Source organism: Azospirillum brasilense, assembly GCF_003349955.1.
GTDB lineage: Bacteria > Pseudomonadota > Alphaproteobacteria > Azospirillales > Azospirillaceae > Azospirillum > Azospirillum brasilense_B.
The window spans coordinates 53543-69118 of the sequence record NZ_QLKQ01000008.1 but is presented as its reverse complement, the minus strand read 5'-3'; the positions used below and the strand labels follow the sequence as shown (position 1 = coordinate 69118).

Sequence of the window (15576 nt, the reverse complement as noted above, 5' to 3'; positions counted from 1 at the left end):
CGGTCCGGGGTGCGCAATGACCCCTATTTGCCCAACAGGGCCGGGGCGGCGCAAGAAAAACCCCTCCTCCACCGCAATCGGATGGAGGAGGGGTGAAGACGAAACCGTCAGGCGGCCCGCATGTCGGTCAGGAAGCGCGAGACGAAGCCGCGCAGCCCCTCGGCCTCGCCGCTCAGCCCGTCGGCGGCGTCGAGCACCTGGCGGGAGGCGTCGCCGGTGGCTTCCGCCGCCTGGGTCACCCCGGCGATGTTGCCCGACACCTGCTGCGTGCCGCGGGCGGCCTGCTGGACGTTGCGGCTGATCTCCTGGGTGGCCGCCCCCTGCTCCTCGACCGCCGCGGCGATGGTGGTGGAGATGTGGCTGATCTCGCCGATCACGCGGCCGATCTCGGCGATCGCCCCGGCGGCCTCGCGGCTGACCTGCTGGATGCCGGCGATCTGGCCGGAGATGTCCTCGGTCGCCTTGGCCGTCTGGTTGGCGAGGCTCTTGACCTCCGACGCGACGACGGCGAAGCCCTTGCCGGCCTCGCCGGCGCGGGCGGCCTCGATGGTGGCGTTCAGGGCGAGCAGGTTGGTCTGGCTGGCGATGTCGTTGATGAGTTGCACCACCTCGCCGATGCGCTGGGCGGCGTCGACCAGCCCGCGCACGGTGGCGTCGGTCCGTTCGGCGGTGCTGACCGCCTGCCCGGCGATGCTGTTGCTCTGGGCCACCTGCCGGCTGATCTCCTGGATTGAGCTGGTCAGCTCCTCGGCGGCGGCGGCGACGGTCTCCACGTTGGCGGTCGCCTGGGTGGAGGCGGCGGCGACGGCGCTGGCCTGCCGGGTGGTCTGCTCGGCGGTGGCCGACATGCCCTGGGCCGTGCTGTTGAGCTGGGTGGCGGCGGAGGACACGCGGGACAGCACCTCCATCACCATGCGGTCGAACTCGCGGGTCAGGGAGTCGATGCGCTCCGACCGCTCGCGGCGGGTCGCATGCTCGGCGGCCTGTTCCGCGGCCATGCGGTCGGCGTCGATCAGGCTGTGCTTGAAGACCTCGACGGCCTTGGCCATGCCGCCGATCTCGTCGCCGCGGTCCAGGCCGGGCACCTCCACCCGGCGGTCGCCGCCGGCCAGACGGGTCATGGTGTCGGTCATCGACACGATGGGCCGCGACAGGCCGCGCCCGATCAGCAGGGCGGAGATCAGCCCGAGCAGGACGGCGACCACGGCGGCGGCGGTGGTCACCGTGCGGGCGCGGTCGATGGTCTCGGTGGCGGAGGTGCCGAGCGCCGCCTGCTGGCGGGCGCTGGCGTCGCGGAGCTGCTCGACCCGCGCGTTGACGGTCGGGCCGAGCGTCTCCAGCACCTGCGCGACCAGCTCGTCCCGCTTGGTGGTGGCGACGACCGCCTTCTCGAACTGGGTGGCGAAGACGCGCTGGTAGGCCAGGAAGGACGAGGCGCCGCGGCGGCGCTCCAGCTCGGTCAGCTTGGCGAGCATCGCGTTGCCGCGCTCGCGGGCGTTCTGCAGCTCCTTGCGGAAGATGTCGGCGCTCTCCGCCGAACCGTCGGTCAGGAAGCGGTTGGCGGTGTTGCGGGCGGCGAGGAAGTGGCGGGACGCCATGCCCGCCTGATAGGCGGCCTCGGTGTCGCCGTCCGCGTAGGCGCTGTCCATGACGCCGCTCAGCGCCTTCTCCATCTTGGCCCCAAGGTCCACAAGCTCCGCCGCCGCCTCGTTGCGGGTCGCCTGGAACTCCATGATGCGGGTGAAGGCCTCGCGGTACTGGCCCAGCTCGTTGTCCATCTGGATCACCGTGCGGTTCAGCGTCGGCTCGGTGAACAGGGCCTTGGCCTCGTCGATCCGCCCGTCGAGGTCGGCGGCCAGCGAGTCCACCGTGTGGGCGGCCTCCTCGCTGCCGGTCAGCAGGAAGGTCTTGGCCTGGAGCTGGACCTCCAGCATCGTCGCCTGGATGCGCCCGACCTCGGTGGTCTGGCGGGCCAGGGTCTGATAGGTCGCGAAGCCGTGCTTGGCGTCCATCAGGGCATAGACCCCGAGGCCGCCGATGGCGACCAGGAAGAGCAGAACCCCGGCGTTGGCCGCCGTGATCTTGGTGCCGACCCGAAGATGGTTGAACAGGCTCATGATCGGGAAAACTCCGGATGAGGCTGAATGGTTTAGATACAAAACATGGCAGTGTCCGCTTACCAATTCATTAAGTGTGCCAACTGGTTTCCGGCCCCCGAAAACGGGCATGGAGCCCTTCCGCGCACGCTTGGGGATGCCCTTATCCTTCCGGGTTCTGGCGGTTTCGCGGGGGCTTGGAATATTTGTCGGGACCGTGGCGTTAGCCCACCAGCGACGGACCGTTCCGGCGCCGGTTCCAGCGGCGTGCTGGTCACGGCTTAGGCCGTGGATGGTCACAATAGAGGCGTTTTGCTCATCCACATGTATCGTGCTATATGCCAAAGGGCGAAGCGCCCCGCCGGGGACGCCTGCCTGGACCCTTCCAACCCGGCTCGTGATCATCTCACCCAACGGCCGGCCATGTCCCTGACCGACGCGCCCACTCCGGCGGCTTCCGCCGACACCTCTCCCGCCACCATCCCCAAGCCGAGCGACGCCGCTTCCCCTCCGAAGCCGTCGCGTTCCGCCCGCACGAAGCGGGGGCGTCTGTCGGTGGTGATCCCCTTCTACAACGAAGGCCCCAACATCGCCGCGCTGTTCGAACGGCTGGTGCCGGTGCTCGACCGGCTGGACGCCGAGTGGGAGGTGGTCTGCGTCAACGACGGCAGCCGCGACGACACGCTCGACCGCCTGCTGGACGTCCATGACGCCGACCCGCGGGTCAAGGTGGTCGACCTGTCGCGCAACTTCGGCAAGGAGCTGGCCCTGTCGGCCGGCCTGCGCCACACCACCGGCGACGCCGTGGTGCCGATGGACGCCGACCTGCAACACCCGCCGGAGCTGCTACCGCAATTCCTCGCCAAATGGCGCGAGGGCTACGACGTGGTCGTCGCCGTGCGCCACGCGCGGGTGGGGCAGAGCCTGAAGCACCGGGTGTTCGCCCGCGCCTTCTACTGGATCTTCGACAACCTGTCGGAGGTCAAGCTGCCGCGCGAGGTCGGCGACTTCCGGCTGATGGACCGGCGGGTGGTCGACGTCATCAACCGCATGCCCGAGCGCACGCGCTTCATGAAGGGCATCTTCGCCTGGGTCGGCTTCCGTCAGGCCAGCATCCCCTACCAGCAGGGGGAGCGCGCCGGCGGCGACACCAAATGGGGCTTCCTGAAGCTGCTCAGCCTGTCCTTCGACGGGCTGACCGCCTTCTCCACCTTCCCGCTGCGGGTGTGGAGCCTGGTGGGCATGGCGATCTCCGGCTTCGCCTTCGTCTACATCCTGCTGCGCCTGCTGCGCACCCTGATCTACGGCATCGACGTGCCCGGCTATGAATCGCTGCTGGCTGCGGTGCTGTTCATGGGCGGCATCCAGCTCGTCACGCTGGGGGTTATCGGCGACTATCTCGGCCGCGTGTTCAACGAGGTGAAGGGGCGTCCCCTCTACATCGTCCGTTCGGCCCATGGCTTCGCGGAGGATTCCGCGGCCGCGACGCCACATCAGGGTGCCAATGCGGGTGTTTGGCGCCGGCCGGGAAGCGAGGACCGCCCTTCATGAGCCTGATGCCGCCGCTCGGCCTGAATCCCCTCGGGGCGACGCCCCCGGCGGGTGCCCTGGCGCAACGCCGCGCCGGCGCCCTGTGGGACGACATGGCGCGCGCTTTCCTGCTGTGCCTGATCATCCTCGCCGCGCTGACCTTCCGGAACTACGGAATCAGCACCGACGAGGAGGTGCAGCACATCTACGGCAAGAAGCTGCTGTCCTTCTACCTGTCCGGCTTCACCGACCGGTCGGCCTTCCATTTCAAGGATCTGTACCTCTACGGCGGGCTGTTCGATCTGGTGACGGCCCTGGTGGTCCCGATCTCGCCGTTCGAGGAGTACGAGACGCGCCACCTGCTCTGCGCCCTGGTCGGGGTGCTGGGCATCGCCGGCTGCTGGCGCTACGCCCGGCTGCTGGCCGGGCCGCGGGCGGGCTTCCTGGCGGCGGCGCTGCTGGCGCTGTCCGGCGTCTATTACGGCGCCATGTTCAACAACACCAAGGATGTGCCCTTCGCCGCGGGCATGGTGTGGACGCTCTATTTCGCCACCCGCATCATCGGCCAGATGCCGGCCCCGCGCCGCAGCGCCGTGCTGAAGTTCGGGCTGGCGCTGGGCCTGACCCTGGCGATCCGGGTGGGCGGGGTGCTGGCCGGATTCTACCTCGCGGTGGCGCTGGCGCTCTATGTGGTGCTGGTGGCGTGGCAGGGCGGGCTGCGGCCGGCGCTGGGCGTCGTCCGGCGCTCCGTGCCGCCGCTGCTGCCGGCGATTCCGCTGGCCTACGCGGTGATGGCGCTGTTCTGGCCCTGGGCGGTGCAGAAGCCGCTGAACCCGCTGGAGGCGCTGCGCGTCGTCTCGCACTTCCCCATCGACATCCAGACGCTGTTCATGGGGCAGATGGTCAGCTCCGCCGCCCCGCCGGCGCTCTACCTGCCGGTCTATCTGGGGGTGAAGCTGCCGGAGGCGGTGCTGCTGGGCACCCTGGCGGCGGTGGTGCTGGCCGCCCTGTGGGTGGTGCGCGGCGGCTGGCGGAGCGTCGACGGCGCCTTCGGCGCGGTGCGCTGGGTGCCGCTGGCGCTGGCGGCCTTTCTGCCGGTGGTCCTGTTCATGCTGATGCGGCCGTCCGTCTACAACGGCATCCGCCATTTCCTGTTCGTGGCGCCGCCGATGGCGGTGCTGGCCGGCATCGCCTTCGACCGGCTGTGGAGCGGGGCCGAGGCGCTGGGCCGGCGTACGGGGCAGGCGTACGGGGCGGCGGCCATCGCGGTGGCCGTGCTGTACGCGTGGCAGCTCGGCGCCATGCACCCGAACCAGTACGTCTATTACAACCAGTTCGCCGGCGGGCTGAAGGGCGCCGAGGGGCGGTTCGAACTGGATTACTGGGGCAACTCCCAGCACGAGGCGCTGGCCGAGCTGGTGGCCCTGGTGGAGCGCGAGAACGGCGGCAAGGCGCCGCCGCGCCAGTACACCCTGTCGGTCTGCGGCAACACGCTGGCCGTACGCTTCGAGCTGCCGCCCTGGCTGAAGCTGATCAACGGCACCGGGATGGACTGGCGCAAGGCCGATTTCTTCATGGCCTTCACCCAGGTCAAGCAGTGCCCCAGCCTGCTGGGCGGTCAGCCGATCATCGAGATCGCCGCCGACGACGTGCCGCTGACCATCGTGAAGGACCGCCGCCCGCCGCAGGCGGAAATCCCGACCGAATAGACGGGTTCTCACCGGTCTAACCCGCCCGGCGCGGGCTGCTCCGTTGGCGTGATGTCCGTCCGCGGGCGTACCCGCGGGCGGGACCGCTTCCCACTCTTCCCTCAAGCGCGCCCATTCCGCGCGCCGATGACGGAGGGTGGGGATGCGGGGGCCGGTGCTCGGTGTCGTGTCGTTTCTTGCGCTCACCGTCTGGGCGACGGCCCCGGCCCCGGCGGACGCGGTGCCCCCGGACCGTCTTCGGGAGGCGGTGACGGCGTTGGCCGACCGCCGTCTCGAGGAGGCGGGGGCGGGCAGCATCGTCGTCGGGGTGATCCGCGACGGGCGCAGCCTCGTCGTCGGGCGCGGCGACAGCGGGCGGCCCGACGGCGGCCCGCCGGACGGGCGCACCCTGTTCCAGATCGCCTCCCTGACCAAGCCCTTCACCGGCACCATCCTGGCCGAGCTGATCCGCGCCGGGCGCGTCGCCCCGACCGACCCGTTGGCCCGCCATCTGCCCAAGCCGGTCCACGCCCCGGACTTCGACGGTACGCCAATCCGCCTGCTCGACCTCGCCACCCACACGGCGGGGCTGCCCAACGTGCCGGAGACTCCGCGCTTCTCCTGGAGCCGGCTGGAGGACCCGCGCAACCCCTACAAGCCGCTGACTCGGGAGGAGGTGGGGGCGTGGCTGTCCGGCTTCAGCCTGACGGTGCCGCCGGGCACGCGCTTCCGCTACTCCAACGTCGGGATGGCGGTGCTGGGGGAGGCGCTGTCCACCGCGTCGGGCATTCCCTACGAGACGTTGCTGAAACGGGTGGTCACCGACCGTTTCGGGATGACCGACACCACGCTGGCGCCCACGGCCGGGCAGCGCGCCCGAAAGGCGGTGGGCCACGCCCGCGGGCAGGTGGTGCCCGATTGGGAGGCGCCGGCCATGCAGCCCTCCTTTGGCCTCTATTCCACCGCCGACGACCTGCTGCGCTGGCTGCGCGCCAACATGGGCGACTGCACCGGCCTGGGAAAGGCCGCCTGCGACGACGAGACCGCCGCGACGCTGGCGCTCGCCCAGTCGGTGCAGGTGGACGGGCGGACGTTGCGCGATCCGGGAGCGCTGGGGCAGGGGGCGATGGCGCTTGGCTGGTTCGTCGCATGGGCGGCGGACGGCACGCCGATCCTCTGGCATTCCGGTTCCACCGGCGGCTTCAACGCCTACATCGCCTTCTCACGCGCCCACCGCTGGGCCGCGGTGGCCCTGACCAACAGCGATCCCGAGCGAACCACCGCCGACCGGGTGGTCGGCGATCTGATCTGGCAATTGGAGAGGGCGGCGGAGCGCCGCTGAACGCCCGCTGAACGCCCGTTGAGCGCGGGAGGGGAAAAGAGGGACCGCGCTCAGTGCAGCAGACCGCCGGGGGGCAGGCGGTCGGACGGCGTCAGGATCTGCGAGGCGGGTTCGGCGACCGGTCCGGCCTGGTGGTGGGCCAGCCGCCACTCGCCGTCCTCGCGCGCGAACAGATTGGTCGCGACCAGAACGGCGTCTCCCACGATCTCCTCGCAGAGGACGACCGCGGTTTCGCCATACAGGCTGACGCGTTCGTTGCGCGCCTGCACCGCCGGGCCGCGGGGGGAACGCAGCACGTCCTGCCAGCTCGACACCACCGCCTCCCGGCCGAACAGGATGGTCCAGCCGGGATGGATGCAGGACACGGGCAGGCGGGAGGCCCACAGCCGGTCCATGGCGGAAAAGTCACGCCCGGTGAAGGCTTGGTAGAAAGCCCGGTTCGCGGCCAGCACGGCATCGCGGTCGGTCGTGGGGCGGCCGGTCGTGGGGCGGTCGGTCATGGGGAAGCGAATCTCCGAAACAGCGAAAGCCGCTTCTATACAGGGAGCCGGCCCGACGGCAAGCGCCGGCCCCCGTTATCACAGATCGCACCCCTTTTGCGGGCGCCCCTTCCGGGAAAACGGCCCACCCCGCCTCACGCCTTGATGTCGACCTTCGGGGCCGTGTCCGCCGCGGCGGCGCCCTTGGCGGCGCTGCCGTCGGTCAGGCCGGGGATGGGCTGCGACAGGTCGAGGTTCAGGTGCATCACGCCATCGGCGCTCTTGGTCGGGGTCAGGGCGCCGAGGCCCTTCATCCCGCCCTTCGCGGCCATGCCGTTCAGCTTCTCCAGGACGCCCTTGATCTCGTCGTCGCTGAAGCCGTTGGCGCGCACGATCATGCCGGTGGCCTTGCCGGACACCTTGGTCGAGGCGGCGGAGAACATGGCGCTGCCCGAGCCGTCCGCGTTCAGCGTGGCCGACAGCCCGCGGTCCTCGCGGGTGAAGTCCAGGGTGGACTTGGCGAAGGAGATGCGGACCGACTTGTCGCCGTCCTGGATGGTCAGCTCCATGCCGCGGGACTCGATGGACCACTGCGAGCGGGCTTCCTGCATGCTCATGCCCATCTGGCTGAAGTCCATGGACTTCAGCTTGTCCTTCATGGCGCTGCCGAAATCGCCGACGGCGCCCTTCACGTCGTCGTCCGACATGCCGAGCCCGCCGAGCAGGCTGCCGAGGTCGCCGGCCATGTTGTCGATGGCCTTCTCGAACAGGCCGGAGAGGCCCTTGGACTGCTCCAGCGCCTGCTGCATGATCTCCTGGGCCTGCTTGGCCCGGTCGGCCATCGCCTGGGCGCCGGTCTTGCCGCCGGCGGCCGTGTCGCCCGCCGCACCGGCGCTGGCGCCATCGGCACCCGCCGCCGCGGGTTTCTTGCCCGACAGGTTGTCGAGCAGGTTCTCCATCGACTGGCTGATCGTGTAGGCCGGGCTGGCGCTCTTCGCGGGAGTCGCGGCGTCGGCCGTGGTGGCGGTGGTCGTGGTGGCGGCCTTGGCGCCGTCCGCGGCCTTGCTCTCGGTTGCCTTCTTGGCGTTGTTCGCCTGTTGCAGGACCGTGCTGGTCGTCCCTGTCGGTCCGGACATTTCCGAGTAATACATCGCCGCCTCCCGCGCGTGATCGTTTCGCCGTAAGGGTATGATCGTACCGGAGTCCTTTACCACAGGTTAATTCGTCGCAGGGCTCCTGCAACGTCCGGTCGAAACTCTTCGGTTTCGAAGGATTTTATCAGTTTTTGCTTGCGGAGTCCTCCACGGGCGCGAGGGGCTGGGTGGCCGGGCCGTTCAGAACCGCCCCGTCCACCGCGAAGCGGGAGCCGTGGCAGGGGCAGTCCCAGCTCCGCTCGCCGGGATTCCAGCGCACCACGCATTTCAGATGGGGGCAGATGGCCGAGCGGCGGTGCAACGCCCCCGACTCGTCGCGGAAAACGGCGACGGGCCAGACGCCCGCTTTCAGGACCGCGCCCTGGCCGGGCTCGATGCGGTCCTCGCCCTCCAGCTCCGGCCCCTGGACGTAGGGCAGGAAGTGGCGGGCCAAGTCCAGATTCTCCCGCAGATAGATGCCGAGCGTGCTGGTCATCTTGCGGCCGGGGTCGTACAGCGCGGCCCACGGGCTGCCGCCGCCGTGGATCAGTTCGCACAGGACCAGCCCGGCGATGGTGCCGTGGGTCATGCCCATGCCGCTGTCGCCGGTCGCGATGAAGACCCGCCTGCCATAGGCCGGGTCGGGGCCGATGAAGGCCAGCCCGTCGAAGGGCTCCATCACCTGCCCGGACCAGCGGTGCTCGACCGCCCCGGCCTGGGGGAAATGCGCGCGCGTCCAGGCCTCCAGCGCGGCCCAGCGTTCCGCCATGTCGCGGGCCTCGCCGGTCTTGTGGTCCTCGCCGCCGACGATCAGCCGGTCGTGGTCGGCCTCCGGCTGGAGCCGCGCATAGTGATAGGTGTCGAGCGTGTCCCAATAGAGGGCGTCGGGCACGCTGCCCTTCGGCACCCGCAGGGAGATGGCGTAGGTGCGGTAGGGCGCCTGCTTGGAATGGATGGCGAAGCGGTCGCTGATCGGGGAGTTGGTGGCGACGACCACCGCATCGGCCTCGACCAGCGCGTGGTCCGGCCCGGCCTCGACGCGCACGCGCTCCCCGTCCTGCCGGATGGTGGAGACATGCGCCCCGGTGGACAGCGCGCCGCCGCGCGTCAGGAAGGCGCGGGTCAGCCCGGCCAGATAGTCCAGAGCGTGGAGGCGCGCCTGCCGGGGGAAGCGCAGGCAGGGGCCGGGGTGCCGGATGGGCGGGGCGTCCAGCCGCTCCACATCGTCCAGCCCGGCGCGGCGGGCGGCGTCGCGCTCGCGGTCCAGCCCGGCGGGGTCCTGCCCCGGCGCCAGCATCAGATAGCCGTCGAGCCGGGCGAAGCCGCAGTCGATGTTTTCCTCGCGGGCGATCCGCTCGATGGTGTCGATGGCGGCGCCGTGGCTGTCCGCCGCCATGCGGGCGCCGGACTCGCTGTGCAGCCGTTCGATCTCGGCGAAGCGGTCGTCGATGACGTTGGAGAGATGCGCCGTGGTCCGCCCGGTCTCGCCGCCGCCGGGAGGCCCGTCGTCCAGCAGCAGAACCGACTTGCCGGAGCGCTGGAGCAGATAGGCCGTGGTCACCCCGGCGATGCCCGCCCCGACGACGACCACGTCGGGTTGCAGGGCGCCCAGCGCCGCGGCGGTGGGGGCGACGGTCCCGGCGGGCATCGCGGCCCCGCCGCGGTCCATCCAGACGGAGGTCGTGGCACCGGAACCCTGCCCGGACTGTTGCATGACCGGTCATCCTTCTGTTGGCGTCCTGTCCTTCCGGCAACACAGCGTGCGGTGGCGCGGTTCCGCTGCGGCCGTGCGCCGCTTCCGCCTCCGGGCTCCGGCTGTTACGGTGTCGCCGATCCGCCGCTTCACCGGACGACGACGCCATGACCGACCGCCTTTCCATCGCGCTGGCCCAGATCAACCCGACCGTCGGCGCCATCACCGCCAACATCGACCGCATCCGCACCGCGCGGGCGGAGGCCGCCGCGCGCGGCGCCGACCTGATGGTCTGCCCGGAGCTGGCGGTGACCGGCTACCCGTCGGAGGATCTGGTGCTGAAGCCCTTCTTCCTGGACGTGGTGGAACAGGCCGTGCGTGAACTCGCCGCCGAGACGGCGGACGGCGGTCCGGCCCTGCTGGTCGGCGCGCCCTGGCGCGACGGAGGCAAACGCCACAACGCCGCCCTGCTGCTCGACGGCGGGCGGATCGCGGCGACCCGCTTCAAGGTGGACCTGCCGAACTACGGCGTCTTCGACGAGAAGCGCCTTTTCGACCCCGGCCCGCTGCCCGGCCCGATCAACGTCCGCGGCGTGCGGCTGGGGGTTCCTATCTGCGAGGACATGTGGTCCAGCGACGTGATCGAGACGCTGGCGGAAAGCGGGGCGGAGATCCTGGTGGTCCCCAACGGCAGCCCGTTCGAGCTGGGCAAGCACGACCAGCGCGTGCAGCTCGCCGTGCGGCGGGTCACCGAGTCCGGCCTGCCGCTGCTCTACGTGAATCAGGTGGGCGGGCAGGACGAGCTGGTCTTCGACGGCGCCAGCTTCGCGCTGGGCGCCGATTGCCGGCTGGTCGCGCAGGCCCCCGCCTTCGCCGAGCATCTGCTGATCACCCGCTGGGAGCGTGGCGAGGACGATGTGTGGAGCTGCGCCGACACGGAGTGCGTCGCCCCGCCGGACGAGTTGGAGGCGGTCTACGCGGCGCTGGTGCTGGCCTTGCGCGACTATGTGACCAAGAACCGTTTCCCCGGCGTGATCCTCGGCCTGTCGGGCGGCATCGATTCGGCGCTGGCGGCGGCCATCGCGGTGGACGCGCTGGGCGCCGGGCGGGTGCATGGCGTGATGATGCCCTCGCCCCACACCGCGCCGGAGAGCCAGGAGGACGCCGCGGAGTCGGCGGAGCTGCTGGGCTGTCGGCTCGACACCGTGCCCATCCTGCCGGCGATGGAGGCGTTCGAGCGGATGCTGCGGCCGGCCTTCGCCGGGCGCGACCCGGACGTGGCCGAGGAGAACATCCAGGCGCGGGCCCGCGGCGTCACGCTGATGGCGCTGTCGAACAAGTTCGGCCCGATGGTGCTGTCCACCGGCAACAAGTCGGAGATGTCGGTCGGCTACGCCACGCTCTACGGCGATCTGTGCGGCGGCTTCGCCGTCCTGAAGGACGTCTACAAGACCACGGTCTACGCGCTGGCGCGCTGGCGCAACGCCCATGTGCCGGAGGGGGCGCTCGGCCCGGCGGGCCGCGTCGTGCCGGAGCGGGTGCTGGTCAAGGCCCCGACCGCCGAGCTGAGTCCCGGCCAGACCGACCAGGACACGCTGCCGCCCTACGAGGCGTTGGACGACATTCTGCGCTGCCTGATCGAGGAGGACCTGGGCGCCGCGGAGATCGTCGCCCGCGGGCACGCACCGGAGGTGGTGAACGCGGTCTGGGGCATGCTGCATGCGGCCGAATACAAGCGCCGTCAGGCGCCTCCCGGTCCGAAGATCACCCGGCGCCCGTTCGGCCGCGAGCGCCGCTACCCGATCACCAACGGCTTCGGCAGCCTCCTGTGAGGGGAGCCTCCTACTCCCCGCCGGTCTTGCGCGCCAGGAAGCCCTGCGCCGGGTTGTAGCCGTAGATCGCGCCGCCGAGGAACAGCGCCAGCGCCAGCACCGTCCAGCCCAGCGCCGGCAGGTTCACGTCCAGATACAGCGCGAAGCGGATCAGCTCGACCGCCTGGCTGAAGGGGTTGACGGTGCACAGAACATACAGAAGCTCCCCGGCCTCCTGCATCTTCCACAGCGGGTAGAGCGCGGTGGACAGGAAGAAGGTCGGGAAGATGACGAAGTTCATCACGCCCGCGAAATTCTCCAGCTGGCGGATGGCCGAGGACAGCAGCATCCCCAGCGCGCCCAGCATCAGCCCGCTGACCACCAGCGCCGGCAAGACCGTGAGGTAGCCGAGCGGCGGCGCCTGCACCCCGTAGACCCAGGCGACGGCGAGGAAGGCGTAGACCTGGAGGATCGACACCGCCGTTCCGGCCAGCAGCTTCGCCGTCAGCAGGAACCAGCGGGGCAGGGGGCTGACCAGCAGCATCCGCATGCTGCCCATCTCGCGGTCGTAGACCATCGACAGCGAGCTTTGCATCCCGTTGAAGAGCTGCACCATCCCGGCGAGGCCGGGGACGATGTAGACCTCGTAGGGAATGTAGGTCTCGTAGGGCGGGGTGATGGCGATGCCCAGCGCCGCGCGGAAGCCCGCCGCGAAGACGAACAGCCAGAGCAGGGGCCGGACCAGGGCCGACAGGAAGCGCTCCCGCTGGTGGACGAAGCGCAGCACCTCGCGCCCGACGATCCCGCCGAGGGCGCGCGTGTAATGGGCAATAGCCGTCACGCCGCCTCCTTCGCCGTCAGCCGGGTGAAGCTTTCGGTCAGCGTGTCCGCCCCGGTCGCGCGGTTCACCTCCGTCACCGGCCCGGCGGCGCGGACCCGGCCGCGGTGGATCACCACCACGCGGTCGCCGTCGCCGATCTCGTCGATCAGGTGGGTGGCCCAGAGCACGGCGATGCCGCGCTCCCGACACAACGCGTGGACATGCTCGACGATGGCGCGCCGCGCCGGGACGTCCAGCCCGACGGTCGGCTCGTCCAGCACCAGCAGGGCCGGCTCGTGCAGCAGGGCGCGGGCCAGCTCCACCCGGCGGCGGTGCCCGCCGTTCAGCGCCCGCACCGTCTCGCCGATGCGCTCCGCCATGCCCAGCCGCTCCAGCGACTCCCGCGCCCGCGCCTCGGCGGTGCGGCGGGGGATGCCGTGCAGGGCGGCGAAATAGAGCAGGTTCTGCCGCACCGTCAGGTCGAGGTCGAGCGTGGGCTGCTGGAACACCACCCCCATGCGGCCCAGCGCCCGGGCCGGCTCCCGCCGCAGGTCGATCCCGCCGATGCGGATGGTGCCGCCCGGCGATTCGAACAGGCGGGTGACCAGCGCGAACAGCGTCGTCTTGCCCGCCCCGTTGGGGCCGAGCAGGGCGGTGAAGGACCCCGCCCCGACCGCCAGCGACACGTCCTTCAGCGCGAAGGTCCCGCGCCCGTAGGCGTAGCTCAGCCCTTCGATCGACAGCGCCGGTTCCGCCATGCCCTTACCCTTTCACCCGCTTAGCCCTTGACCGCCACACCCCAGGGGTAGCGGCCGACCTTGATCGACTTGACGACCTTCAGGCTGTCCACGTCGATCACCGACACGTCGCCCGACACGCCGTTGGTGGCGTAGAGCCGCTTCTGGTCGGGCGACAGGTCGAGCTGCCAGACGCGGCGGCCGACCAGCAGATAGTCCTTCACCGCGAAGGTCTGGGCGTCCACCACCGCCACATGGTTGGCCGGGCCGAGCGCCACGAAGGCGTAGCGCCCGTCGTCGGTCAGCTTGATGCCCACGGGCTGGATGCGGTCCTGGGGCACGCCCTTGATCTTGAAGCGGATGGTCTGCGCCACCTTGCGGCTGGCCGTGTCGATCACCGAGAGGGTGCCGCCGATCTCCGCCGACACCCACAGGCGGCCGCCGTCCTTGCTGAACTGGGCGTAGCGCGGGCGGGCGTCGACCAGCGTGTTGTCGACGACGGCGCGCTTCTCGGTGTCGATCCAATGGACCATGTTCGTCGTCTCCGACGTGTTCACCGCCCATTTGCCGTCGGGGCTGACCGCCATGCCCTCCGGCTCAACGCCGACATCCACCTGATAGGCGACCTTGCGGCTGGGCACGTCCACGATGGTGACGACGTTGCTCTCCTCGTTGGCGATGAACAGGTGCTTGCCGTCGGGGTGCAGGGCGAACAGCTCCGGGTCCTCGCCCGAGGGCAGGTTGTGCAGGATCTTCTTGGTCGCGAGGTCCATCACCTGCACCGTGTCGTCGTCGCTGGCGCAGATGTAGAGGTGCTTGCCGTCCGCGCTCAGCGTGATGCCGCGGGGGCGCCGCCCGACCTTCACCGTCTCCGTTACCGTCAGGGTCGCGCCGTCGATGATGGACAGGGTGTTGTCCTTCTCGTTCGAGACATAGACGGTCTCCGCCAAAGCAGGAACGGCGCAGCCGGCCAGCAGGGCGGCGAGGAGAAGGGAGCGGGCGGTGGTCATCGGGGCGGCGTCCTTATCGGCGGAAGCGGTTGGGAAAGGTCAGCGACGGCAACCCGTTTCGGGCTGGTCGTGGCCCAGCGTGTCGAGTTCGGTCCTGGGGTGCAGGAAGCCGTCCTGCGGCGAGACGGACACCAGCGAGCGGTCGGCGGCGAGAAGCACCGGCTGGCGGAGCTGCCCGTCCCAGCTGCGGAAGGACAGCGGCACGCCCTTGAAGGCGGCCAGCGTGAAATCCGGCCCGCGGATGTAGGCGGCCAGCGCCGCCGGATCGGTGGAGCGGGTGCGGGTTGCCGCCTCGCCCACCGCGCGGATGGCGGCCCAGACGGCGTGGTCGCGGGGTAGCATGGTGCGCTGGGCGGCGGCCTTGAAGCGGGACTGGAGCTGCGCGGCCCCCCACGCCTCGTGGGCACGGTGCCAGTTGGTGGGGACGAGGCCCTGCGTGCCGGCAACCGGGCGCGGCTCCCAGGTGCGGTACAGGACGTAGTCGCCGAAGTCGCCGATCTCGTCGGCGACGATCACCACGTCGTGCCGCTTGCCCTGGGTGAAGACCGGCATTTCGGCCTGGGCGGTGCGGCGGGCGTCGTGGTCCTCGCTCCAGGTCTTCTCCTCGACCACCTCGGCGCCGAAGCGCTTGGCCGCCCGCTTCACCGCGGCGGCGTAGAGCCGGTCCTCTGGCCGGGTGCCGACGATCAGCAGCCACTTCGTCCAGCGCTTGACCGCCAGATATTGGGCCAGCGCGTCGGCCAGCATGGCGCGGTCGGGGGCCGTGTGCAGCAGATTGGGCGCACACAGCGCGTTGCGCAGGCTGTCGTCGGTCGAGCCGGCGTTGAACAGCAGCAGGTTCGCCGCCTCCGGCAGGCGGGCCAGCGCGCCGGGCGTCTCGCCGGGCAGGTCCAGAACGACGATGCGGTGCCCGGCGGCGACGAGGTCGCGCAGCGCCTGCGCCGGGTCGCCGTCGATGGGGACGGTCACCGCCTCCAGATCGAAGCGCTGCTTGAGGAAGCGGCCGGTGGAATTGTTGTCCGCCACGGCGAGACGGGCGCCGGCCAACCCTTCGTCGGCGGGCGGTTCGTCGAGGTTGGACAGGGCGGGGGGATGCTCGACCTCCTGCGTCAGGTAGGCGATGCGGACGGTCGAGAGGTCCGTTGGCGCCGCCTCCTGCGAAAAGGCGGCCGGCGAGGCGCACAGCCCGCCGGCCAGCAAGGCGATCTGCATCAAGGAGGGTAACCAAAGGCTGAAA

The 15576-nt window shown here is 70.6% G+C and carries 12 protein-coding genes; 4 read left to right on the top strand and 8 right to left on the bottom strand.

Going from position 1 to position 15576, the window contains the following annotated elements:
* Nucleotides 1-107: 107 nt before the first annotated feature.
* Nucleotides 108-2117 carry a methyl-accepting chemotaxis protein gene (locus DXK32_RS05695; protein ID WP_114857628.1) on the bottom strand — a complete coding sequence of 670 codons (2010 nt, stop codon included), beginning with the start codon at nt 2115-2117 and terminating at the stop codon, nt 108-110.
* A gap of 402 nt (nt 2118-2519) precedes the next feature.
* Between DXK32_RS05695 and DXK32_RS05690 the strand changes: the two genes are divergently transcribed.
* The 3 genes from DXK32_RS05690 (at nt 2520) to DXK32_RS05680 (ending at nt 6656) form a co-directional block, all read left to right on the top strand.
* Nucleotides 2520-3647, top strand: coding sequence for a glycosyltransferase family 2 protein (locus DXK32_RS05690; RefSeq protein ID WP_114857627.1), 1128 nt, complete (start codon nt 2520-2522; stop codon nt 3645-3647).
* Complete coding sequence (locus DXK32_RS05685; protein ID WP_114857626.1) at nt 3644-5335, top strand: glycosyltransferase family 39 protein; 1692 nt, start codon at nt 3644-3646, stop codon at nt 5333-5335. Before DXK32_RS05690 ends, DXK32_RS05685 begins: the two co-directional genes overlap by 4 nt.
* A 166-nt stretch (nt 5336-5501) precedes the next feature.
* Nucleotides 5502-6656: a serine hydrolase domain-containing protein gene (locus DXK32_RS05680; RefSeq protein ID WP_247876993.1), complete on the top strand. Its 1155-nt coding sequence runs from the start codon at nt 5502-5504 to the stop codon at nt 6654-6656.
* Between the two features lie 50 nt (nt 6657-6706).
* On the opposite strand, the gene DXK32_RS05675 is transcribed toward DXK32_RS05680, so the two are convergent.
* The 3 genes from DXK32_RS05675 to DXK32_RS05665 all read right to left on the bottom strand — a co-directional run bounded on the left by DXK32_RS05675 (nt 6707) and on the right by DXK32_RS05665 (nt 9982).
* On the bottom strand, nt 6707-7156 hold the full coding sequence (locus tag DXK32_RS05675; protein ID WP_114857624.1) for a nuclear transport factor 2 family protein: 450 nt from the start codon (nt 7154-7156) through the stop codon (nt 6707-6709).
* A 134-nt stretch (nt 7157-7290) separates the two neighbouring features.
* The gene (locus DXK32_RS05670) at nt 7291-8286 is read right to left on the bottom strand and encodes a hypothetical protein (protein WP_114857623.1); all 996 of its coding nucleotides are present in this window, start codon (nt 8284-8286) and stop codon (nt 7291-7293) included.
* Nucleotides 8287-8413: 127 nt separating this feature from the next.
* Nucleotides 8414-9982 carry an FAD-dependent oxidoreductase gene (locus tag DXK32_RS05665; RefSeq protein WP_114857622.1) on the bottom strand — a complete coding sequence of 523 codons (1569 nt, stop codon included), beginning with the start codon at nt 9980-9982 and terminating at the stop codon, nt 8414-8416.
* 146 nt (nt 9983-10128) lie between these two features.
* On the opposite strand from DXK32_RS05665, the gene DXK32_RS05660 reads away from it, so the two are divergent.
* Nucleotides 10129-11793, top strand: coding sequence for an NAD+ synthase (locus DXK32_RS05660; RefSeq protein WP_114857621.1), 1665 nt, complete (start codon nt 10129-10131; stop codon nt 11791-11793).
* A gap of 10 nt (nt 11794-11803) precedes the next feature.
* On the opposite strand, the gene DXK32_RS05655 is transcribed toward DXK32_RS05660, so the two are convergent.
* Genes DXK32_RS05655 through DXK32_RS05640 form a run of 4 tightly spaced genes read right to left on the bottom strand, consistent with a single transcriptional unit; the run spans nt 11804 to nt 15551 of the window.
* Nucleotides 11804-12613: an ABC transporter permease gene (locus tag DXK32_RS05655; protein ID WP_114857620.1), complete on the bottom strand. Its 810-nt coding sequence runs from the start codon at nt 12611-12613 to the stop codon at nt 11804-11806.
* Entirely contained in the window at nt 12610-13350 is a 741-nt protein-coding gene (locus tag DXK32_RS05650) for an ABC transporter ATP-binding protein (protein WP_114857619.1), read from the bottom strand. Before DXK32_RS05650 ends, DXK32_RS05655 begins: the two co-directional genes overlap by 4 nt.
* Before the next feature lie 20 nt (nt 13351-13370).
* On the bottom strand, nt 13371-14339 hold the full coding sequence (locus DXK32_RS05645) for a YVTN family beta-propeller repeat protein (protein WP_114857618.1): 969 nt from the start codon (nt 14337-14339) through the stop codon (nt 13371-13373).
* Nucleotides 14340-14378: 39 nt separating this feature from the next.
* Nucleotides 14379-15551 (bottom strand): ABC transporter substrate-binding protein, encoded by a 1173-nt coding sequence (locus DXK32_RS05640; RefSeq protein WP_114857617.1) that lies wholly within the window; start codon nt 15549-15551, stop codon nt 14379-14381.
* Nucleotides 15552-15576 lie beyond the last annotated feature (25 nt).